The sequence below is a fragment of the Viridibacillus sp. NPDC096237 genome (assembly GCF_050278625.1).
In the GTDB taxonomy this organism is placed as follows: domain Bacteria; phylum Bacillota; class Bacilli; order Bacillales_A; family Planococcaceae; genus Viridibacillus.
Window position 1 is genome coordinate 26,181 of sequence record NZ_JBNNTI010000008.1, and the last position, 17,004, is coordinate 43,184.

14 protein-coding genes are annotated in these 17,004 nt (G+C 36.7%); 12 read left to right on the plus strand and 2 right to left on the minus strand.

The genetic code is table 11. The annotated features are described in order from the left end of the window. Positions 1-78 precede the first annotated feature (78 nt). The gene (gene gltS, locus ACQKMD_RS07020) at positions 79-1,260 is read right to left on the minus strand and encodes a sodium/glutamate symporter (RefSeq protein ID WP_427750649.1); all 1,182 of its coding nucleotides are present in this window, start codon (positions 1,258-1,260) and stop codon (positions 79-81) included. Next, positions 1,254-2,222, minus strand: a complete 969-nt coding sequence (hutG, locus tag ACQKMD_RS07025) for a formimidoylglutamase (RefSeq protein WP_427750651.1) — start codon at positions 2,220-2,222, stop codon at positions 1,254-1,256. Before hutG ends, gltS begins: the two co-directional genes overlap by 7 nt. Positions 2,223-2,354: 132 nt before the next feature. Here hutG and ACQKMD_RS07030 point away from each other — a divergent pair, with 132 nt between their 5' ends. The 12 genes from ACQKMD_RS07030 to hemL all read left to right on the plus strand — a co-directional run bounded on the left by ACQKMD_RS07030 (position 2,355) and on the right by hemL (position 16,970). After that, a complete protein-coding gene (locus ACQKMD_RS07030) occupies positions 2,355-3,251 on the plus strand; it encodes a LysR family transcriptional regulator (RefSeq protein WP_427750653.1) in 897 nt (298 codons plus the stop codon). A gap of 223 nt (positions 3,252-3,474) precedes the next feature. Continuing rightward, positions 3,475-4,470 (plus strand): tetratricopeptide repeat protein, encoded by a 996-nt coding sequence (locus ACQKMD_RS07035; protein ID WP_427750654.1) that lies wholly within the window; start codon positions 3,475-3,477, stop codon positions 4,468-4,470. A gap of 104 nt (positions 4,471-4,574) precedes the next feature. Beyond that, positions 4,575-5,861: a trigger factor gene (gene tig, locus ACQKMD_RS07040; RefSeq protein WP_427750656.1), complete on the plus strand. Its 1,287-nt coding sequence runs from the start codon at positions 4,575-4,577 to the stop codon at positions 5,859-5,861. A gap of 206 nt (positions 5,862-6,067) precedes the next feature. After that, positions 6,068-7,336, plus strand: coding sequence for an ATP-dependent protease ATP-binding subunit ClpX (gene clpX, locus ACQKMD_RS07045; RefSeq protein WP_427750658.1), 1,269 nt, complete (start codon positions 6,068-6,070; stop codon positions 7,334-7,336). Positions 7,337-7,522: 186 nt separating this feature from the next. Then, complete coding sequence (gene lon / locus ACQKMD_RS07050) at positions 7,523-9,850, plus strand: endopeptidase La (protein ID WP_427750660.1); 2,328 nt, start codon at positions 7,523-7,525, stop codon at positions 9,848-9,850. After that, entirely contained in the window at positions 9,847-10,428 is a 582-nt protein-coding gene (gene yihA / locus ACQKMD_RS07055) for a ribosome biogenesis GTP-binding protein YihA/YsxC (RefSeq protein ID WP_427750662.1), read from the plus strand. Before lon ends, yihA begins: the two co-directional genes overlap by 4 nt. A 265-nt stretch (positions 10,429-10,693) precedes the next feature. Further along, entirely contained in the window at positions 10,694-12,058 is a 1,365-nt protein-coding gene (hemA, locus tag ACQKMD_RS07060) for a glutamyl-tRNA reductase (RefSeq protein WP_427750664.1), read from the plus strand. Between the two features lie 100 nt (positions 12,059-12,158). Continuing rightward, a complete protein-coding gene (locus ACQKMD_RS07065) occupies positions 12,159-12,989 on the plus strand; it encodes a cytochrome C assembly family protein (RefSeq protein WP_427750666.1) in 831 nt (276 codons plus the stop codon). Positions 12,990-13,007: 18 nt separating this feature from the next. Continuing rightward, complete coding sequence (hemC, locus tag ACQKMD_RS07070; RefSeq protein WP_427750668.1) at positions 13,008-13,940, plus strand: hydroxymethylbilane synthase; 933 nt, start codon at positions 13,008-13,010, stop codon at positions 13,938-13,940. Beyond that, positions 13,930-14,694 (plus strand): uroporphyrinogen-III synthase, encoded by a 765-nt coding sequence (locus ACQKMD_RS07075; RefSeq protein ID WP_427750670.1) that lies wholly within the window; start codon positions 13,930-13,932, stop codon positions 14,692-14,694. The genes hemC and ACQKMD_RS07075 overlap by 11 nt, the downstream gene beginning before the upstream one ends. Next, the gene (hemB, locus tag ACQKMD_RS07080) at positions 14,691-15,674 is read left to right on the plus strand and encodes a porphobilinogen synthase (RefSeq protein WP_427750672.1); all 984 of its coding nucleotides are present in this window, start codon (positions 14,691-14,693) and stop codon (positions 15,672-15,674) included. The genes ACQKMD_RS07075 and hemB overlap by 4 nt, the downstream gene beginning before the upstream one ends. Before the next feature lie 3 nt (positions 15,675-15,677). Continuing rightward, entirely contained in the window at positions 15,678-16,970 is a 1,293-nt protein-coding gene (hemL, locus tag ACQKMD_RS07085; RefSeq protein ID WP_427750674.1) for a glutamate-1-semialdehyde 2,1-aminomutase, read from the plus strand. The last annotated feature ends 34 nt before the right edge of the window (positions 16,971-17,004 follow it).

Here is a 17,004-nt window from a genome sequence, read left to right on the forward strand (position 1 = left end):
TTGGGCATAACAAGATAGCTATAGAATTCGGTAGGAAAAGACAAAAGGACCGTCACCTAAGTGATAACGGTCCAGTTTTTATTTGAATAGATTAATGGTCGTGATAATGATTGGAATTGCAAAGACATCAATTAAGAATGCGCCAACAATCGGTACGATCAAAAATGCTTTGCGAGATGGACCAAAACGGTTTACAACTGCAGTCATATTGGCCATTGCATTTGGTGTCGCACCTAGTCCATGTCCGGCAAATCCTGCAACCATAACAGCGGCGTCGTAGTTTTTTCCAAGTATACGGAATAATACAAAGATACTAAATACGACGATAAATAATACTTGAATAAATACAATCGCAAATAATGGTAATGCTAAATCTGCAATTTCCCAAAGTTTAATACTCATTAATGCCATTGAAAGGAAGATGCCTAATGTCACATCACCAATTAAGTTTATACTCTTCATATGAACAGAATGTGGTTTAATTTTGTCCAACACATTTCGCGCAATGACAGCAGTGAACATTGCTCCAACATATCCAGGAAGAACAAATCCTGTAGCTTCGGAGAATAGTGTACCTAAAAATGTACCAACTGCCATACAGAATGTAATGATAAATATTTGGAATAAGAAAGACTCAGAAGTAATCGGATAGTCATCATCCTCGTGGCTTGCAACTTCTTCTTCTTCTGCAGGTTTTAAGTCATGTTTAGTAATTAAATATTTAACAATCGGACCACCGATAATGCCACCTGCTACAAGACCACATGTTGCAGCTGCAGCGCCAATAGTCATCGCTGAGGAGATCCCTAGATCCTCTAATGTTTGTCCAAATGCGGCGGCAGAACCATGCCCGCCTTCCATTGATACGGCGCCTGCCATCATCCCTATTAGAGGGTCGATGCCAAATAATGATGCGAGTGAGACACCAATTACATTCTGCATAAGCGCTAAAAAGCCACAAGCTAGCCAATAAATGATTAAAAGTTTCCCACCAAGCTTTACTAATTTAAAGCTTGCACCTAAGCCAACTGTCGTAAAAAAAGTAATCATAAATAAACTTTGTAAAGAAGTATCTAGTGAGATTTCTAAAGTACCTGTTGCTTGTAATGTAGTTGTAAGTGCTGCGAATAATAAGCCTCCAACAACAGGTGCAGGTATACAAAAACGCTGTAATATACCTATTTTTTTTATGAAAAAGCTACCTAACGTTAATAGAGCAACCGCTAAAAATACGGTTGTAATTTGATTGATTTCTAACATTTACCATACCCCTTTTTAAATGAAACTATCGCTTCGTTGACGAAATAAGCACCTAATTTAGTCGTTCTTCCCCCTTCGTCTAACGATGGATTTACTTCGCAAATATCAAATGATACTGTTTTCTCATGAGCTGTAACAAATTGAATAATAGAACGCACAATTTGGGGAGATAAACCAAACGGAGAAGGTGCACTAACACCAGGAGCATATGCAGCGTTTAATACATCGGTACATAGTGTCAGCAACACTGTGTCATGATTATCGATAAATTCTTGTATCTCGTTATTATAAAATTGAGATGTATCAGTAATTAGCTCATCTTCATAGATGTAGTGAACACCAAGTTCATCAGCTTTTTCGAATAATTCCATTGTATTACCATAACGTTGAATACCAAGTACAAAATAGCTTGCATTCGTATCTTGTTCCAAAATTTGTCGGAACATCGTGCCAGATGATGGTTCAACTTCATATGATCGTAAATCGAAATGCGCATCTATATTGATAATGCCGAGTTTTTTATTTGCTCCAATTGCTTCTCTAATGCCTAAGTAATGACCGTATAGAGTTTCATGACCTCCTCCAATTACGATACACTTAGATTTAGAATTCACAATGTTTGTGACAGCTTTACCTAACTCTATTTGAGCTTCTTCAAGATTTGTCGCTATACAAGCTATATTACCAGCATCCTGTAACCGATGTTCAGTTGATAGTACCCAAGGCAAACTTGATAATGAGGTTCTTATAGCATTAGGAGCAGCAGCTGCTCCAAGGCGCCCTTGATTTCTTCTTACGCCTTCTTCACATTCAAAGCCAATAATAGTTGAAGTGGGCGTTGTACTTACCTCAATTTCTTGAATATTAATTGGTTCGACTACTTGATGATATCTAAAACTCACTCTGTTAGTCGGATGGTCTGTACGTCCTTGCCATTGTTCTTTAGTAATCGTTGTATACATATATTTCACCTCAACGTTTAGAATAATGAAAATTGATTGTTAATTCATTATATATTTCATTAATTATAATTTCTAATATATAATTATTATAAAATAATAGTTAAAAACTATAAGTGGAGAGAGATAATTAGTATGGATTTAAAACGATTAAATTATTTCATCACAATTGTGAATAACAAAAGTTATTCAAAAGCAGCTGAAAAATTGCATATTTCGCAACCTTCCTTAAGCAATGCGGTGAAGAAGCTTGAACATGAAGTTGGAGCACCTTTACTTGAAAGAAGTACTCGGAAATTTGCATTAACTGATGCCGGTGAACTGCTCTATACGAGAGCAACAATTATGTTATCTCAAATGGATATTATGAATAAAGAAATGAAAGAAGTAATTGTTGGAGGAAAAGGTGAGGTTGTATTAGGTATTATTGATTCACTTAAGACTTGGCTACCTAAGTTGATTTATAACTATAAACAAAGCTACCCTGCAATGGTATTTAAGCTTTTTGATGTATTGAGTGTAGAGCATGTTAAACAAACTCTTCAAACATATAAATCACATGCAATCATTACGAATCAATTGATTTATGAGGAGGATATAGATTCGATTCCACTCTATAAAGAACGATTAGTAGCCGTATTGCCGCAAGAACATCCACTGTCAAAAAAAACGACTTTAAGCTTAGCTGATTTAGAGCAGGAGTCCTTCATTATTAGCACAGAAGGTTTTCAAACACGAATAGATATTATTAACGCTTTTAAGGAAGAGCAATTAAAGTTGAATATTCAATTTGAGATAGATCGTTTTGAAACAGCAGTTTCCTTAGTGAGAAATCATTTAGGGGTTACAATTGTCTCTGAAAATTATGTTATGGAGCCAATTGACAAGACAGTTATTCGAAGACCGATCGATCACCCCTTCCTTGAAAGAACTGTCTATCTAGCATATATGAAAAATCGCCATCTACCAGTGGCAATACAACAATTTTTGCAATCAGTTGAGGAACATTTTTCAACAAATAAGCCCTTGTAGTATATTTAACAAGGAGTCCTCGATTATATAGCAAAGAAGACGGTTATAATGGGTGGAAGACGCCTATTTTTAGAAAGAAATAGGCAGAGTTTCTACCTATATAATAATGGAAGTAAAATCCTTTTTATTTCAATATTCCATTGTCTAATAGGGAATATAGAGGTATAAAATGTTTTTCTGTATATACAACATATGATAAAATAGAATGGGAGAGTGAGCACACTTGCGAAAAAAACGACACAATATTCAAAAACAAGATAATGTCATTGTGTTTCCCGGAACTATTAACAAACTAATAGCTGATGGGCATCACTTTGCAGAGCATTATCAATACGACTTAGCTGTGCAAGCACTTAGTGAAGCATTGCAGTATACTGAAGGTGATGAAAGTACGCTTAGTGTATATGCTTTCTCCTTATATGAAATACGAAATTTTGAAAAAGCGAAAGAGGCATGTGAGAAATTGCTCGCAATAGGTCCTCATAAATACATAGAAGCGATGGAATTATATCTCACTGTCTGCATGGAATTGAAAGAGTTCAATCAGGTAGAAGAGTTAATCAGATCGTTACTTGAAGAAAAGGTCATTCCTGAGGAATCTATTCCTAAGTTTATTCGCTTACAAGAACTTAACGCCCGCATAGCAGAAAATCTTATTCAGACAGATGAGCCTATTGTCGATATGAAGATTGACAATACAGAGTTGCAACTGGAGCGCTTTTTCTCTTTATCTTATATGAAACAATTTCAATTGTTACAGAGTATTCGACAAGTGAATATTCGTCATATAAAAGAGGAAATTGTAGCTATTATTGAAGATGAGCGGATTCATCCATTACTTCAAAGTGAGGCATTGCTGTTATTAGTAAATCAACAGGTAGATACTACTGTAACGGTTACTAAATTCAATGTTCAGTGTACGGTTAATCCCGCTGACTTAACTGAACCAACTGCTTTACCAGTAACAAAAGTAGTAATGGCTGTTGTTGAAGATGACCTACAGCAAGAACCATCGGCACTAGATATGGTACAATATTTAATACAACGACATATTGTCGTAACTTATCCATTCGAATGGTTCGATTATGAAGCACGGGAAATAGCGGATGGCTACATAGATTTTGTACATGCAATGTTCGGAGAAGTAAAAGAAACTGACTATGACTTGATGGACTTTTTTCACAAGCTTGAGCAACTTTCTGAACTGCCTGATGTATGAAATAAGTTGAAAGTATAGCTATCTATGATATACTAAAATGGTTGTCAAAATCGTAAAAACGAATGAATGTCTAACATTTGAAATTATTTTTGGAGGTAGAATAAATGTCAGTAAAATGGGAAAAACAAGAAGGTAATACTGGATTATTAACAGTAGAAGTATCTGCTGAAAAAGTAAACGAAGCTTTAGATCAAGCTTTCAAAAAAGTAGTAAAACAAATTAACGTACCGGGCTTCCGTAAAGGTAAAATGCCTCGTCAAATGTTCGAACAACGCTTTGGTGTTGAATCATTATACCAAGATGCATTAGAAATCTTAGTAAATGGTAACTATCCATTAGCTCTTGATGAAGCTGGAGTAGAACCAGTTGATCAACCAGAAATCGACTTCGAAGCTATCAATAAAAACGAAGCTTTCACATTCACAGCGAAAGTTACTGTTCGTCCAGAAGTAACTCTTGGTGACTACAAAGGTTTAGAAGTGACTAAACAAGACACTGCTGTAACTGATGAAGAAATCGAAGTTCAATTAACAGAACAACAACAACGTCTTGCTGAGCTAGTTGTTAAAGAAGATGAAGCAATCGTAAATGGCGATACTGCTGTAATCGATTTCGAAGGATTCGTTGATGGCGAAGCATTCGAAGGCGGAAAAGGCGATAACTACTCTCTTGAAATCGGTTCTGGTTCATTTATCCCAGGATTTGAAGAACAATTAATAGGTGCAAAATCTGGCGAAGCAAAAGAAGTTGAAGTAACATTCCCAGAAGAATACCATGCAGCTGAGTTAGCTGGTAAACAAGCAACTTTCAAAGTAACTATTAGCGAAGTTAAAGGTAAAGAACTTCCTGAGCTAAACGATGATCTTGCAAAAGAAATCGATAGCGAAGTTGAAGGTTTAGATGCTCTACGTACTAAACTAAAAGAAAAAACTGCAGCTGAAAAATTAACTGCTTCTGAAACAGCTTTACGTGATGAACTAGTAGAAAAAGCAGCAGCTAATGCTTCAATGGATATTCCTGAAGCTATGATTAACACTGAAATTGATCGTATGATGCAAGAATTCACTCAACGTCTTCAAATGCAAGGTATGAATCTTGATCTTTACTACCAATTCTCAGGTCAAGACGAAGCAGCTCTTCGTGGACAAATGAAAACTGACGCTGAAAGCCGCGTACGTGTATCATTAGTTCTAGAGGCAATTGCTGAAGCAGAAAAAATCGAAGTAACTGAAGAAGATTTAACTGCTGAGTTAGAAAAAATGTCTGCTCAATTCGGTATGGACGCAGAACAAATTAAAACTGCTTTAGGTGGTACTCATGTTTTAGAACACGATATCAAAATCCAAAAAACAGTTGAGTTCTTAGCTAATAACGCAAATATTACTGAGTAATATTTAAATAGCACCATGAATTGATAGGACAAGGTACGTGGTTTTTAGCGTACCTTGTTTTATCACATACATAATTAACACTCTGTAATACTTTGTAATACATAGAGAGAATCATAAAGCAAATTGAAACATGAGTTACGAAATCATTATATTTGATAATGTTAACGTAATCTTGTAACATTATTGCTTGAATAGGGGTGAAATAATTGTTCAAATTTAATGACGAAAAAGGCAATTTAAAATGCTCATTCTGTGGCAAACCACAAGAACAAGTTCGTAAACTGGTTGCAGGACCAGGTGTATATATTTGTGATGAATGTATCGAGTTGTGTTCTGAAATCGTAGTTGAAGAACTAGGTACAGAAGAAGAAGTAGAACTAAAAGATATTCCGAAACCAAAAGAGATTCTTGCAATTTTGGATGATTATGTCATCGGTCAAGAGCGTGCGAAAAAAGCCCTATCTGTTGCGGTATATAATCACTATAAACGTGTGAACTCAAACAGTGTAATTGACGATGTAGAACTTTCAAAATCGAATATCGTATTAATCGGACCAACTGGTAGTGGTAAAACATTACTAGCTCAAACATTGGCACGTATTATTGATGTACCGTTTGCTATTGCGGATGCTACATCTCTAACTGAAGCTGGTTATGTAGGTGAGGATGTTGAGAACATTCTGCTTAAACTGATCCAATCTGCAGATTACGATATCGAACGTGCTGAAAAAGGGATTATTTATATTGATGAAATCGATAAAGTAGCCCGTAAATCAGAAAACCCATCGATTACACGTGATGTATCTGGTGAAGGTGTACAACAAGCTCTTCTGAAAATTTTAGAAGGCACAGTTGCTAGCGTTCCTCCACAAGGTGGACGTAAACATCCACATCAAGAGTTTATCCAAATTGATACTACAAATATTCTATTCATCGTTGGTGGAGCATTCGACGGAATTGAATCTATCATTAAACGACGTTTAGGCCAAAAAGTAATTGGCTTCGGTTCGAATGGTAAGAAAAACGAACCGGAAGATAATAACTTGATGAAGTATTTAATCCCAGAAGATCTATTGAAATTTGGATTAATCCCTGAATTTATTGGTCGTCTTCCGGTATTAGCAAGTCTTGAACAGCTTGATGCTGAAACGCTTGTTCAAATTTTAACTGAGCCTAAAAACGCGCTTTCTAAGCAATATCAAAAAATGCTGGCTCTTGATGATGTTGAACTTGAGTTCAATCAAGATGCATTATTGGAAATTGCTAAAGAAGCAATCGAACGTAAAACAGGTGCTCGTGGTTTACGCTCAATTATCGAAAACATTATGTTAGATGTTATGTTTGAACTACCTTCTCGTGATGATATTTCAAAATGTATCATTACGAAAGAAACGATTACAGAAAAAGCTCGTCCAAAACTTCTACTTGAAGATGGAACTGAGTTAAAATCAGACAGCGAAAAAACATCTGCCTAATCACTGATTGAAAAGCTGGCTTCGAATAAGTGCCAATCAGCACTACTCGAAAGCCGGCTTTTTTTAAATAAAATTCAGTCGATAAACACTTATGAAGAGTAAAATTGAAATGGTAATCATTTCTGCAATTAATAATGTTTGATTTGCGGGTAAATCGGACAAAATCTAATGGAGGTGATCACCCGCATGACTGAAGTGAAAAAAACGAAAAATATCCCATTATTGCCTTTAAGAGGTTTACTCGTTTATCCCACAATGGTATTACATATCGATGTAGGTCGTGAGCGTTCTGTTGCAGCTCTTGAACATGCAATGCTGGAAGATAATCTTATCTTCTTAGTCACTCAAAAAGAGATGAGCATTGAAAATCCTACGCCGGATGATTTATATACAGTCGGTACAGTCGCATATGTAAAACAAATGCTAAAGTTACCAAATGGAACTATTCGTGTACTTGTTGAAGGGTTAAATCGTGCGAAAGTCGTTGATTATCGCGATGCTGAAGAATTTGCAGTTGTGGAAATAGAAAACTTCGAAGATTCCAACACTGTAGATGCTGAAACAGAAGCCTTAATGCGCACTCTTCTTACTTATTTTGAAAAGTACTCAAAAGCTTCGAGTAAAGTAACAACAGAAACATATGATACTGTTGCTGATATTGAAGAACCAGGCCGCTTTGCAGATATGGTTGCTTCTTATTTGCCGTTGAAAATTAATGGTAAACAAGAGATTCTTAAAATCATCGACGTTAAGGAACGTTTAGAGATATTAATCCAACGTTTACATGATGAGCAAGAAGTCTTGAATCTTGAGAAAAAGATTAGCTCTAAAGTAAAACGTGCAATGGAAAAAGCGCAAAAAGAATTCTACTTACGCGAACAAATGAAGGCGATTCAAACAGAGCTTGGTGATCGTGAAGGTAAAACCGGTGAAGTTTCTGAGTTGAAAAAGAAAATTCAAGAATCAGGAATGCCTGAATCTACATTAAAAGCAGCGTATAAAGAATTAGATCGATACGAAAAATTGCCTGCAGCAGCAGCTGAAAGTGGCGTTATTCGTAGTTATATTGATTGGCTTGTTGCTTTACCATGGAAGGAAAAGACGGAAGATAGACACGATATTAAGATGGCAGAAAAAGTTTTGAATCGTGATCATGAAGGGCTTGATAAAGTAAAAGAACGAATTCTTGAATACTTATCAGTTCGACAATTAAAACAATCTTTACGTGGTCCAATTTTATGTTTAGCGGGGCCTCCTGGAGTAGGTAAAACTTCTTTAGCTAAATCGATTTCTGAAGCTTTAAATCGTAAATTTGTCCGTATTTCACTTGGTGGTGTACGAGATGAATCTGAAATTCGAGGTCACAGAAGAACATATGTGGGTGCAATGCCTGGTCGTATCATACAAGGTATGAAAAAAGCCGGTACAGTAAACCCTGTATTTTTACTTGATGAAATAGATAAGATGTCAAATGATTTTCGAGGAGATCCCTCAGCTGCTATGCTTGAAGTATTAGACCCAGAGCAAAACAATACATTTAGTGATCATTACATTGAAGAAACATATGATTTATCAAACGTATTATTTGTTGCAACAGCAAATGATTTAAGTACGATTCCTGGACCATTGCTTGATCGTATGGAAATCATTACAATAGCGGGATATACAGAGCAAGAAAAGCATGAAATTTCGAAAAAACATCTCATTCCGAAGCAACTAAGAGAGCATGGTTTAACGAAAACTCAATTGCAAATTCGTGACGATGCTATTATTGATTTAATCAGATTTTACACGCGAGAAGCAGGTGTCCGAGGCTTAGAACGTCAAATTGCAACACTTTGCCGTAAAGCGGCGATGCAAATAGTTGCAGGTGATAAAAAGCGTGTTGTAATGGCGGCAAAAAACCTTGAAGATATTCTTGGAAAACACCGTTTCCATTACGGACAAGCTGAAACAGAAAACCAAATAGGTGTGGCGACTGGATTAGCTTATACAACGGTTGGTGGTGATACTTTGCAAATTGAAGTATCATTAACTCCTGGTAAAGGTAAATTACAGTTAACAGGTAAACTTGGTGACGTGATGAAGGAATCTGCTCAAACGGCATTATCTTATGTACGTTCAAAATCAGAGGATCTGAATATTGACTCGGAATTCTTCGACAAACATGATATTCACATTCACGTGCCCGAAGGAGCCGTACCAAAAGATGGTCCATCAGCGGGAATTACAATCGTAACAGCTATTACATCTGCTATTACAAAACGTCCAATCCGACGAGAAGTTGGTATGACAGGAGAAGTGACGTTGCGAGGAAGAGTATTACCAATTGGTGGTTTGAAAGAAAAAACGTTAGGGGCGCATCGTGCAGGCTTAACGACAATTATTTTACCGAAAGACAATGAACGCGATATTGATGATATACCAGATAGTGTTCGTGAACAGCTTTCATTTAAGATAGTGTCAAACGCAGATGAAGTACTGGAAATAGCGTTAGACGGAGGAGAAATATGAAAGTTAATAATGTAGAAATGGTCATTAGTGCAGTTCGACCAGCACAATATCCAGAGGATGGTCTGCCAGAGTTCGCTTTGGCAGGACGTTCAAATGTAGGGAAGTCATCTTTTATCAATCGAATGATTGGACGTAAAAGCATGGCGCGTATTTCATCTAAACCCGGGAAAACGCAAACGCTAAACTTTTATAAAATTGAAGAGCAGCTATTTTTTGTGGATGTTCCAGGTTATGGGTATGCGAAGGTTTCGAAATCTGAGCGTGAGGCTTGGGGCAAAATGATTGAACAATATTTCACAAGTCGCCCAATTTTAAAGGCAGTTGTGTTAATTGTAGATATTCGTCATAAGCCAACAGTTGATGACTGTATGATGTATGATTTCTTGAAGCATTATAATATTCCAGTTATCGTTGTTGCAACGAAAGCAGATAAAATTGTAAAAGGTAAGTGGGACAAGCATAAAAAAGTTGTTAAAGAAGTTTTAGATATGGATCCAAATGATCCACTTATTTTATTCTCTTCTGAAAAAAGTATGGGTATGGACCAAGCTTGGGCAGAGATAGAAAAAAGAATGTAAGAGTTTCATATAAAGAGCGCAAGGTTATTTTCTTGTGCTCTTTTATTATGTATTGAATAGTTATGTGTTCGTTGGGGGAAAATAATTTCTAAAGCAACATAGTTGTTGTTCGACAATTTTTTTGATACACTTACATTATAATTATTCTAAATAAGAAACACTCTATTATCATTCATACGCTGTTCACAATTAAAACTAGCCGTGACAGACATTTATGCTATAATAGAAATCGTGAATTAGATGAACGTGAGAGGTGTATGATTTCATGCATACCATCGTAGTAGGCTTGAATTATAAGACAGCGCCCGTAGAGATTCGTGAAAAATTCTCATTTATTGAGAGTGAAATACCGAATGCTATGAGAGCTCTTCAAAATCAAAAAAGCATATTAGAAAACGTAATTGTATCTACATGTAACCGAACAGAAGTGTATGCTGTTGTCGATCAATTGCATACCGGACGCCACTATATAAAACAATTCCTAGCAGATTGGTTTAAAGTGCCTGTTGAAACTTTTTCTGCTCATTTATATATTCGTGAAGATGAACAGTCGATGGAGCATTTGTTCCGTGTAACTGCAGGAATAGATTCAATGGTACTTGGAGAGACACAAATCCTTGGACAAGTTCGTACAAGCTTCTTAAGTAGTCAAGAAATCGGTGCAACTGGTACGGTATACAATAAGTTATTTAAACAAGCAATTACATTTGCAAAACGTGCACATGGTGAAACAGCCATTGGCGAAAATGCAGTGTCTGTTTCTTATGCAGCTGTAGAGCTGGCTAAGAAAATCTTTGGTTCACTAGAACAGAAGCATGTTGCTATTTTAGGCGCAGGTAAAATGGGTGAGCTAGCGATTCAAAACTTGTATGGTAGCGGTGTTGGTAAAGTGACAGTCGTTAACCGTACATTTGAAAAGGCAGAATTACTTGCTTCTAAATTTGAAGGAACAGCAAAATCAATGCAAGAGCTCCAATGTACACTTCTTGAAGCGGATATTTTAATCAGTTCAACAGGTGCGACAAACTATGTTATTGACTCTGAATTAATGCAATTTGTAGAACGTTTAAGAAAAGGAAAACCATTGTTTATGGTAGATATTGCTGTGCCGCGTGATTTAGATCCAAGTATTGGCGATTTACCAAATGTCTTTTTATATGATATCGATGATTTACAAGGTATTGTTGAGGCAAATCTTGCTGAGCGTGAACGTGCTGCTAAGCAAATTTCGTCAATGATTGACACAGAAATTGGTGACTTCCAAGATTGGTTAACAACGCTCGGTGTTGTCCCTGTAATTGCTGCACTTCGTAAAAAAGCGGCAACAATTCAAGAGGAAACAATGCAAAGTATTGAAAATAAAATGCCTGATTTAACTGATCGAGAGAAAAAAGTGTTAAGTAAGCATACGAAATCAATCATTAACCAACTATTGAAAGAACCAATTTTGCAAGCTAAGGAAATGGCGAGTTCATCAAAAGCCAATGAACAATTACAGCTATTCCAACAAATTTTCGGAATCGAAGATGCTGTGCAAGATGAGGTGGAAAAGCACCAACTTGAAGAAAAAAATCGAATGCAAAAAATAGCAGAAGAAGCACAATCTTCTAGTCCTGGATTATCATATTAATGAAATTTTTTTAGGAGGCGTTTTCGTATCTGTATGGTAAACTAATAGATGCGAAATCGTCTTTTTTTTCGGACGAAAGTTAAATATAAAGGAGTAAGTTATGGCTGATTTGACGATGACAAGACTACATGAAGCGATGGTCGTCTTATATGCAATCAGTCTTGTATTCTATTTTATAGATTATTTAAATAAGGATGCAAAAGCTCACCGTGTTGCATTTTGGCTACTTTCCATCGTATGGGTTTTACAATCAGTGTTTTTAGTAATGTATATAGTGGAGACGCATCGTTTCCCTATACTATCGTTGTTTGAAGGGATATATTTCTATGCTTGGTTATTAATTACCATTTCTATTCTTTTACATTGTGTGTATCGAGTAGATTTACCTGTGTTCTTTATCAACGTAATTGGGTTCATCTTCATGACGATTCATACATTTGCACCATCGCAAATTGCACAGTCACCAGTAGGAGAAGCTTTAAGTTCTGAACTTTTATTTATCCATATTACGTTTGCAATACTTTCGTATGTGGCATTCTCGTTATCGTTTGTTTTTTCGACATTATATTTGATCTTATATAATGTATTAAAGAAAAAGAAATGGACGAAACAATGGTCGAGGCTTCCATCATTACAGCAAACTGAGCAAGGGATGACGGCTTCATTATTAACGGGTATACCGTTATTATTAATAAGTTTAATTTTAGGCTTACAATGGGCATATTTAACATTAGATAACGTATCTGTATTTGATGTGAAAATTATCGGTTCTTTTATTTCATTGTTAATATATTGTTTCATCATATATGGAAATCGAAAAGCAAAATTATATTCAACGAATTATGCATGGGCTCATGTGTATGCATTTCTATTCGTGATTATCAATTTCTTTTTAGGAAGCAGGTTGTCTGATTTTCATCTTTGGTATTAATAGAGAGGTTGGATTATTGTGAGGAAAATAGTAGTAGGTTCAAGAAGAAGTAAACTTGCTTTAACGCAAACTAATTGGTTTATCAATCAACTGAAACAGGCGGGGGTTCCGTTTGAATTTGAAGTCAAAGAAATCGTGACTAAGGGTGACCAAATTTTAGATGTTCAACTTTCTAAAGTGGGCGGTAAAGGTCTATTTGTAAAAGAAATCGAACAAGAACTTTTCGATAAAGGCATTGATTTTGCCGTGCACAGTATGAAAGACATGCCTGCTGTTCTACCAGAAGGTCTTGTAATCGGCTGTATACCTCCGCGTGAAGATGCACGTGATGCTTTCATTTCAAAAGGCCATGTGAAATTTGCGGACCTTCCAAAAGGTGCGGTTGTTGGAACAAGTAGCTTACGCCGTAGTGCACAATTATTAGTTCAACGTCCAGATATCAAAATTAAATGGATTCGTGGAAACGTAGATACACGTTTGGAGAAACTTGAAACAGGTGAATATGATGCGATTATTTTAGCAGCAGCTGGTTTAAAACGACTTGGCTGGAGTCAAGATGTCGTAACAGAATACTTATCTACTGAAATGTGTATCCCAGCTGTTGGACAAGGTTCTCTAGGTATTGAGTGTCGTAGTGATGATGCAGAATTATTAGCTGAACTTGCAAAATTAACAGACAAAGCAACTTGGGAAGAAGCACATGCGGAGCGAGCATATCTTGCAGCGATGGATGGCGGTTGCCAAGTACCGATCGCGGGTTACGCAAAATATGACGGAAAACAAATTGAATTAACGGGTTTAGTAGCAGCTCCAGATGCCTCTGTTATTTATAAAGAAACGTTTACGATGGAAGATGCTAAAGCAGTTGGAGAGGAAGTTGCTCGTATTTTGACAGAGCAAGGAGCCTTTGATTTAATTCAAAAAGTTAAGGCTGAGCAAGATGCTAAATGATTTACCTCTTAGCGGAGACAAAATCGTTTTAACAGGCACGCATGTTACAGCATCCGTGGAAAAGCAAATTGAACAATTAGGCGGTCAGGCTATACACCTACCGCTTATTACTATTAATGAGATTAAAAGTGACATGGACCGACAGTGTCTTGAAAAAAGTAAGCAGTATGATTGGCTTATTTTCACAAGCCAAAATGCGGTCCTTGCTTTTAAAAGTAAAATACAGCGTTTTCATTTCAATTTATCTGAGTGGTCATGTAAAGTAGCTGCTGTTGGTGCAAAAACAGCGGAAGCTCTTGAGGAGATAGGCTTTGAGATAAACTTTATGCCGTCAACTTTTAGTGCAGATGTATTTGTACAAGAGTTCCCTGCTGTTGCAGGAAACGGAGTATCTTGTCAGTTTTTTAAAGGTTCGATGGCAAAGGGTACTATAGTAAAAGGTTTATCTTATCATGTCGATGAATGGACTATCTATGAAACGGTTCAAACGACAGAACATATCAAAGAACTGCTAACTCTTTTAAAAGAACCGACAAATGTAAGTATTACCTTTGCCAGTCCATCTGCCGTAGAGGTTTTTACAAAGTATATTGCAAAGGTGATTGGTTGGCATTCATTTAAAGTTCTATCCATAGGGCATATCACTGAGCAAGCGCTAATTAAGGCAGGAGCTAAAGTTGATGTAAAGCCATCCACTTATACAATGAAAGCATTGGTTCAAGAGTTAGCTAATAGAAAGGAACATCTAAAATGAAAGATTTAACATTTAAAAGAAATAGACGTTTACGTCAATCTGCTACTATGCGTTCAATGGTAAAAGAAACATACTTGCATAAGGAAGATTTCATCTATCCGATTTTTGTCATGGAAGGCGAAAATATAAAAAATGAAGTATCTTCAATGCCGGGTGTTTTCCAATTTTCAATTGACCGTTTAGGAGAAGAAATGGATGAAGTAGTATCACTAGGTATTCCTTCAGTTATTCTTTTTGGCTTACCAGCTGAAAAAGATGAAGTTGGTACTCAAGCATTCCATAATCACGGGATAGTTCAAGAGGCAACTCGTTTTGTGAAAAAGAATTACCCAGAAATCGCTGTTATTGCGGACACATGCCTATGTGAATTTACTTCTCACGGTCACTGTGGTGTTGTGAATGGCAAAGAACAAATTTTAAATGATCCTTCACTAGATTTATTAGCAAAAACAGCAGTTTCACAAGCAGAAGCGGGAGCAGATATTATTGCACCATCTAATATGATGGATGGTTTTGTAACAGCGATTCGTAAAGGCTTAGATGATGCTGGATTTGAAGATGTTCCAATTATGTCTTATGCAGTAAAATATGCTTCAGCATACTATGGTCCATTCCGTGATGCTGCTGATGGCGCACCTAAATTTGGTGACCGTAAAACATATCAAATGGATCCTTCAAATCGTATGGAAGCAATGCGTGAAGCCACTTCAGACGTAGAAGAAGGGGCAGATTTCTTAATCGTTAAACCAGCGTTAGCTTACTTAGATATCGTACGCGATGTACGTAATAACTACGATTTACCAATTGTTGCCTACAATGTAAGTGGAGAATATGCAATGGTCAAAGCAGCATCTATTAATGGCTGGATTGACGAAAAACAAACTGTTCTAGAAACACTACTAGGTATGAAACGCGCAGGAGCAGACTTAATCATTACTTATCATGCAAAAGATGCAGTTCGTTGGATGGAGGGAAAATAATTCATGACACGTTCATATGAAAAATCAAAACAAGCTTTTAAAGAAGCTGTGAACTTAATGCCGGGCGGCGTAAATAGCCCAGTTCGTGCGTTTAAAGCAGTGGATATGGATCCGATTTTCATGGCTAGTGGTAAAGGTGCAATCATTACTGATATCGATGGCAATGATTATATTGACTATGTATTATCATGGGGTCCACTAATTATTGGTCACACACATCCTGATGTAGTAGCTGCTATTCAAAAGGTAGCTGAAACAGGTACAAGTTTTGGAGCTTCTTCACTAGTAGAAAATGAACTAGCAAAAGTAGTAATTGATCGTATTCCTTCAATCGAAATGATTCGTATGGTATCTTCAGGTACGGAAGCGACGATGAGTGCAATCCGTGCAGTCCGTGGCTTTACAGGAAGAGACAAAATTTTAAAATTTGAAGGAAGTTATCACGGACATGGTGATAGTTTACTAATTAAAGCTGGTTCAGGTGTAGCAACACTTGGTTTACCAGACAGCCCAGGCGTACCAATGGGAATCGCTCAAAACACGTTAACCGTTCCTTATAATGATTTAGAATCGGCTAAACTTGTCTTCGAAAAATTTGGAGAAGAAATTGCTGCTGTAATCGTTGAGCCAGTTTGCGGTAATATGGGTGTCGTTCCTCCGCTTCCAGGCTTCCTTGAAGGATTACGTGAATTAACATCAAACGCTGGCTCACTATTGATCTTTGATGAAGTAATGACCGGTTTCCGTGTAGGGTATCATAGTGCTCAAGGTCACTTCGGTGTAACACCTGATTTAACTTGTCTTGGTAAAGTAATCGGTGGTGGTCTGCCAGTAGGCGCATTTGGTGGTAAGCGTGAGATTATGGAGAACATTGCTCCAGCAGGTCCAATCTATCAAGCGGGTACATTATCAGGTAACCCACTTGCAATGTCTGCTGGTTTAGCGACAATTAGTCATTTAAAACCTGAAACATATGATTACTTTACAAAGTTAGGTGATCAATTAGAAACAGGTTTCCGTGAAGCTGCAGAAACGTATAACATCCCTCACACAGTAAATCGTGCGGGTTCAATGATTGGTTACTTTTTAACGAATGAAAATGTTATTAACTTTGAAACAGCAAAAACTTCTGATTTACAATTGTTTGCTGAATACTACGGATTAATGGCGAATGAAGGAATCTTCTTACCGCCGTCGCAATTTGAAGGTGTATTTGTTTCTACAGAGCATACTGAAGAACACATTGCAAAAACAGTCCAAGCTTTCCAAAAAGTATTCAAACAACTTGCTCGCTAATTTTATACTATAAGAAAAGGGCTTTCTCTATTTT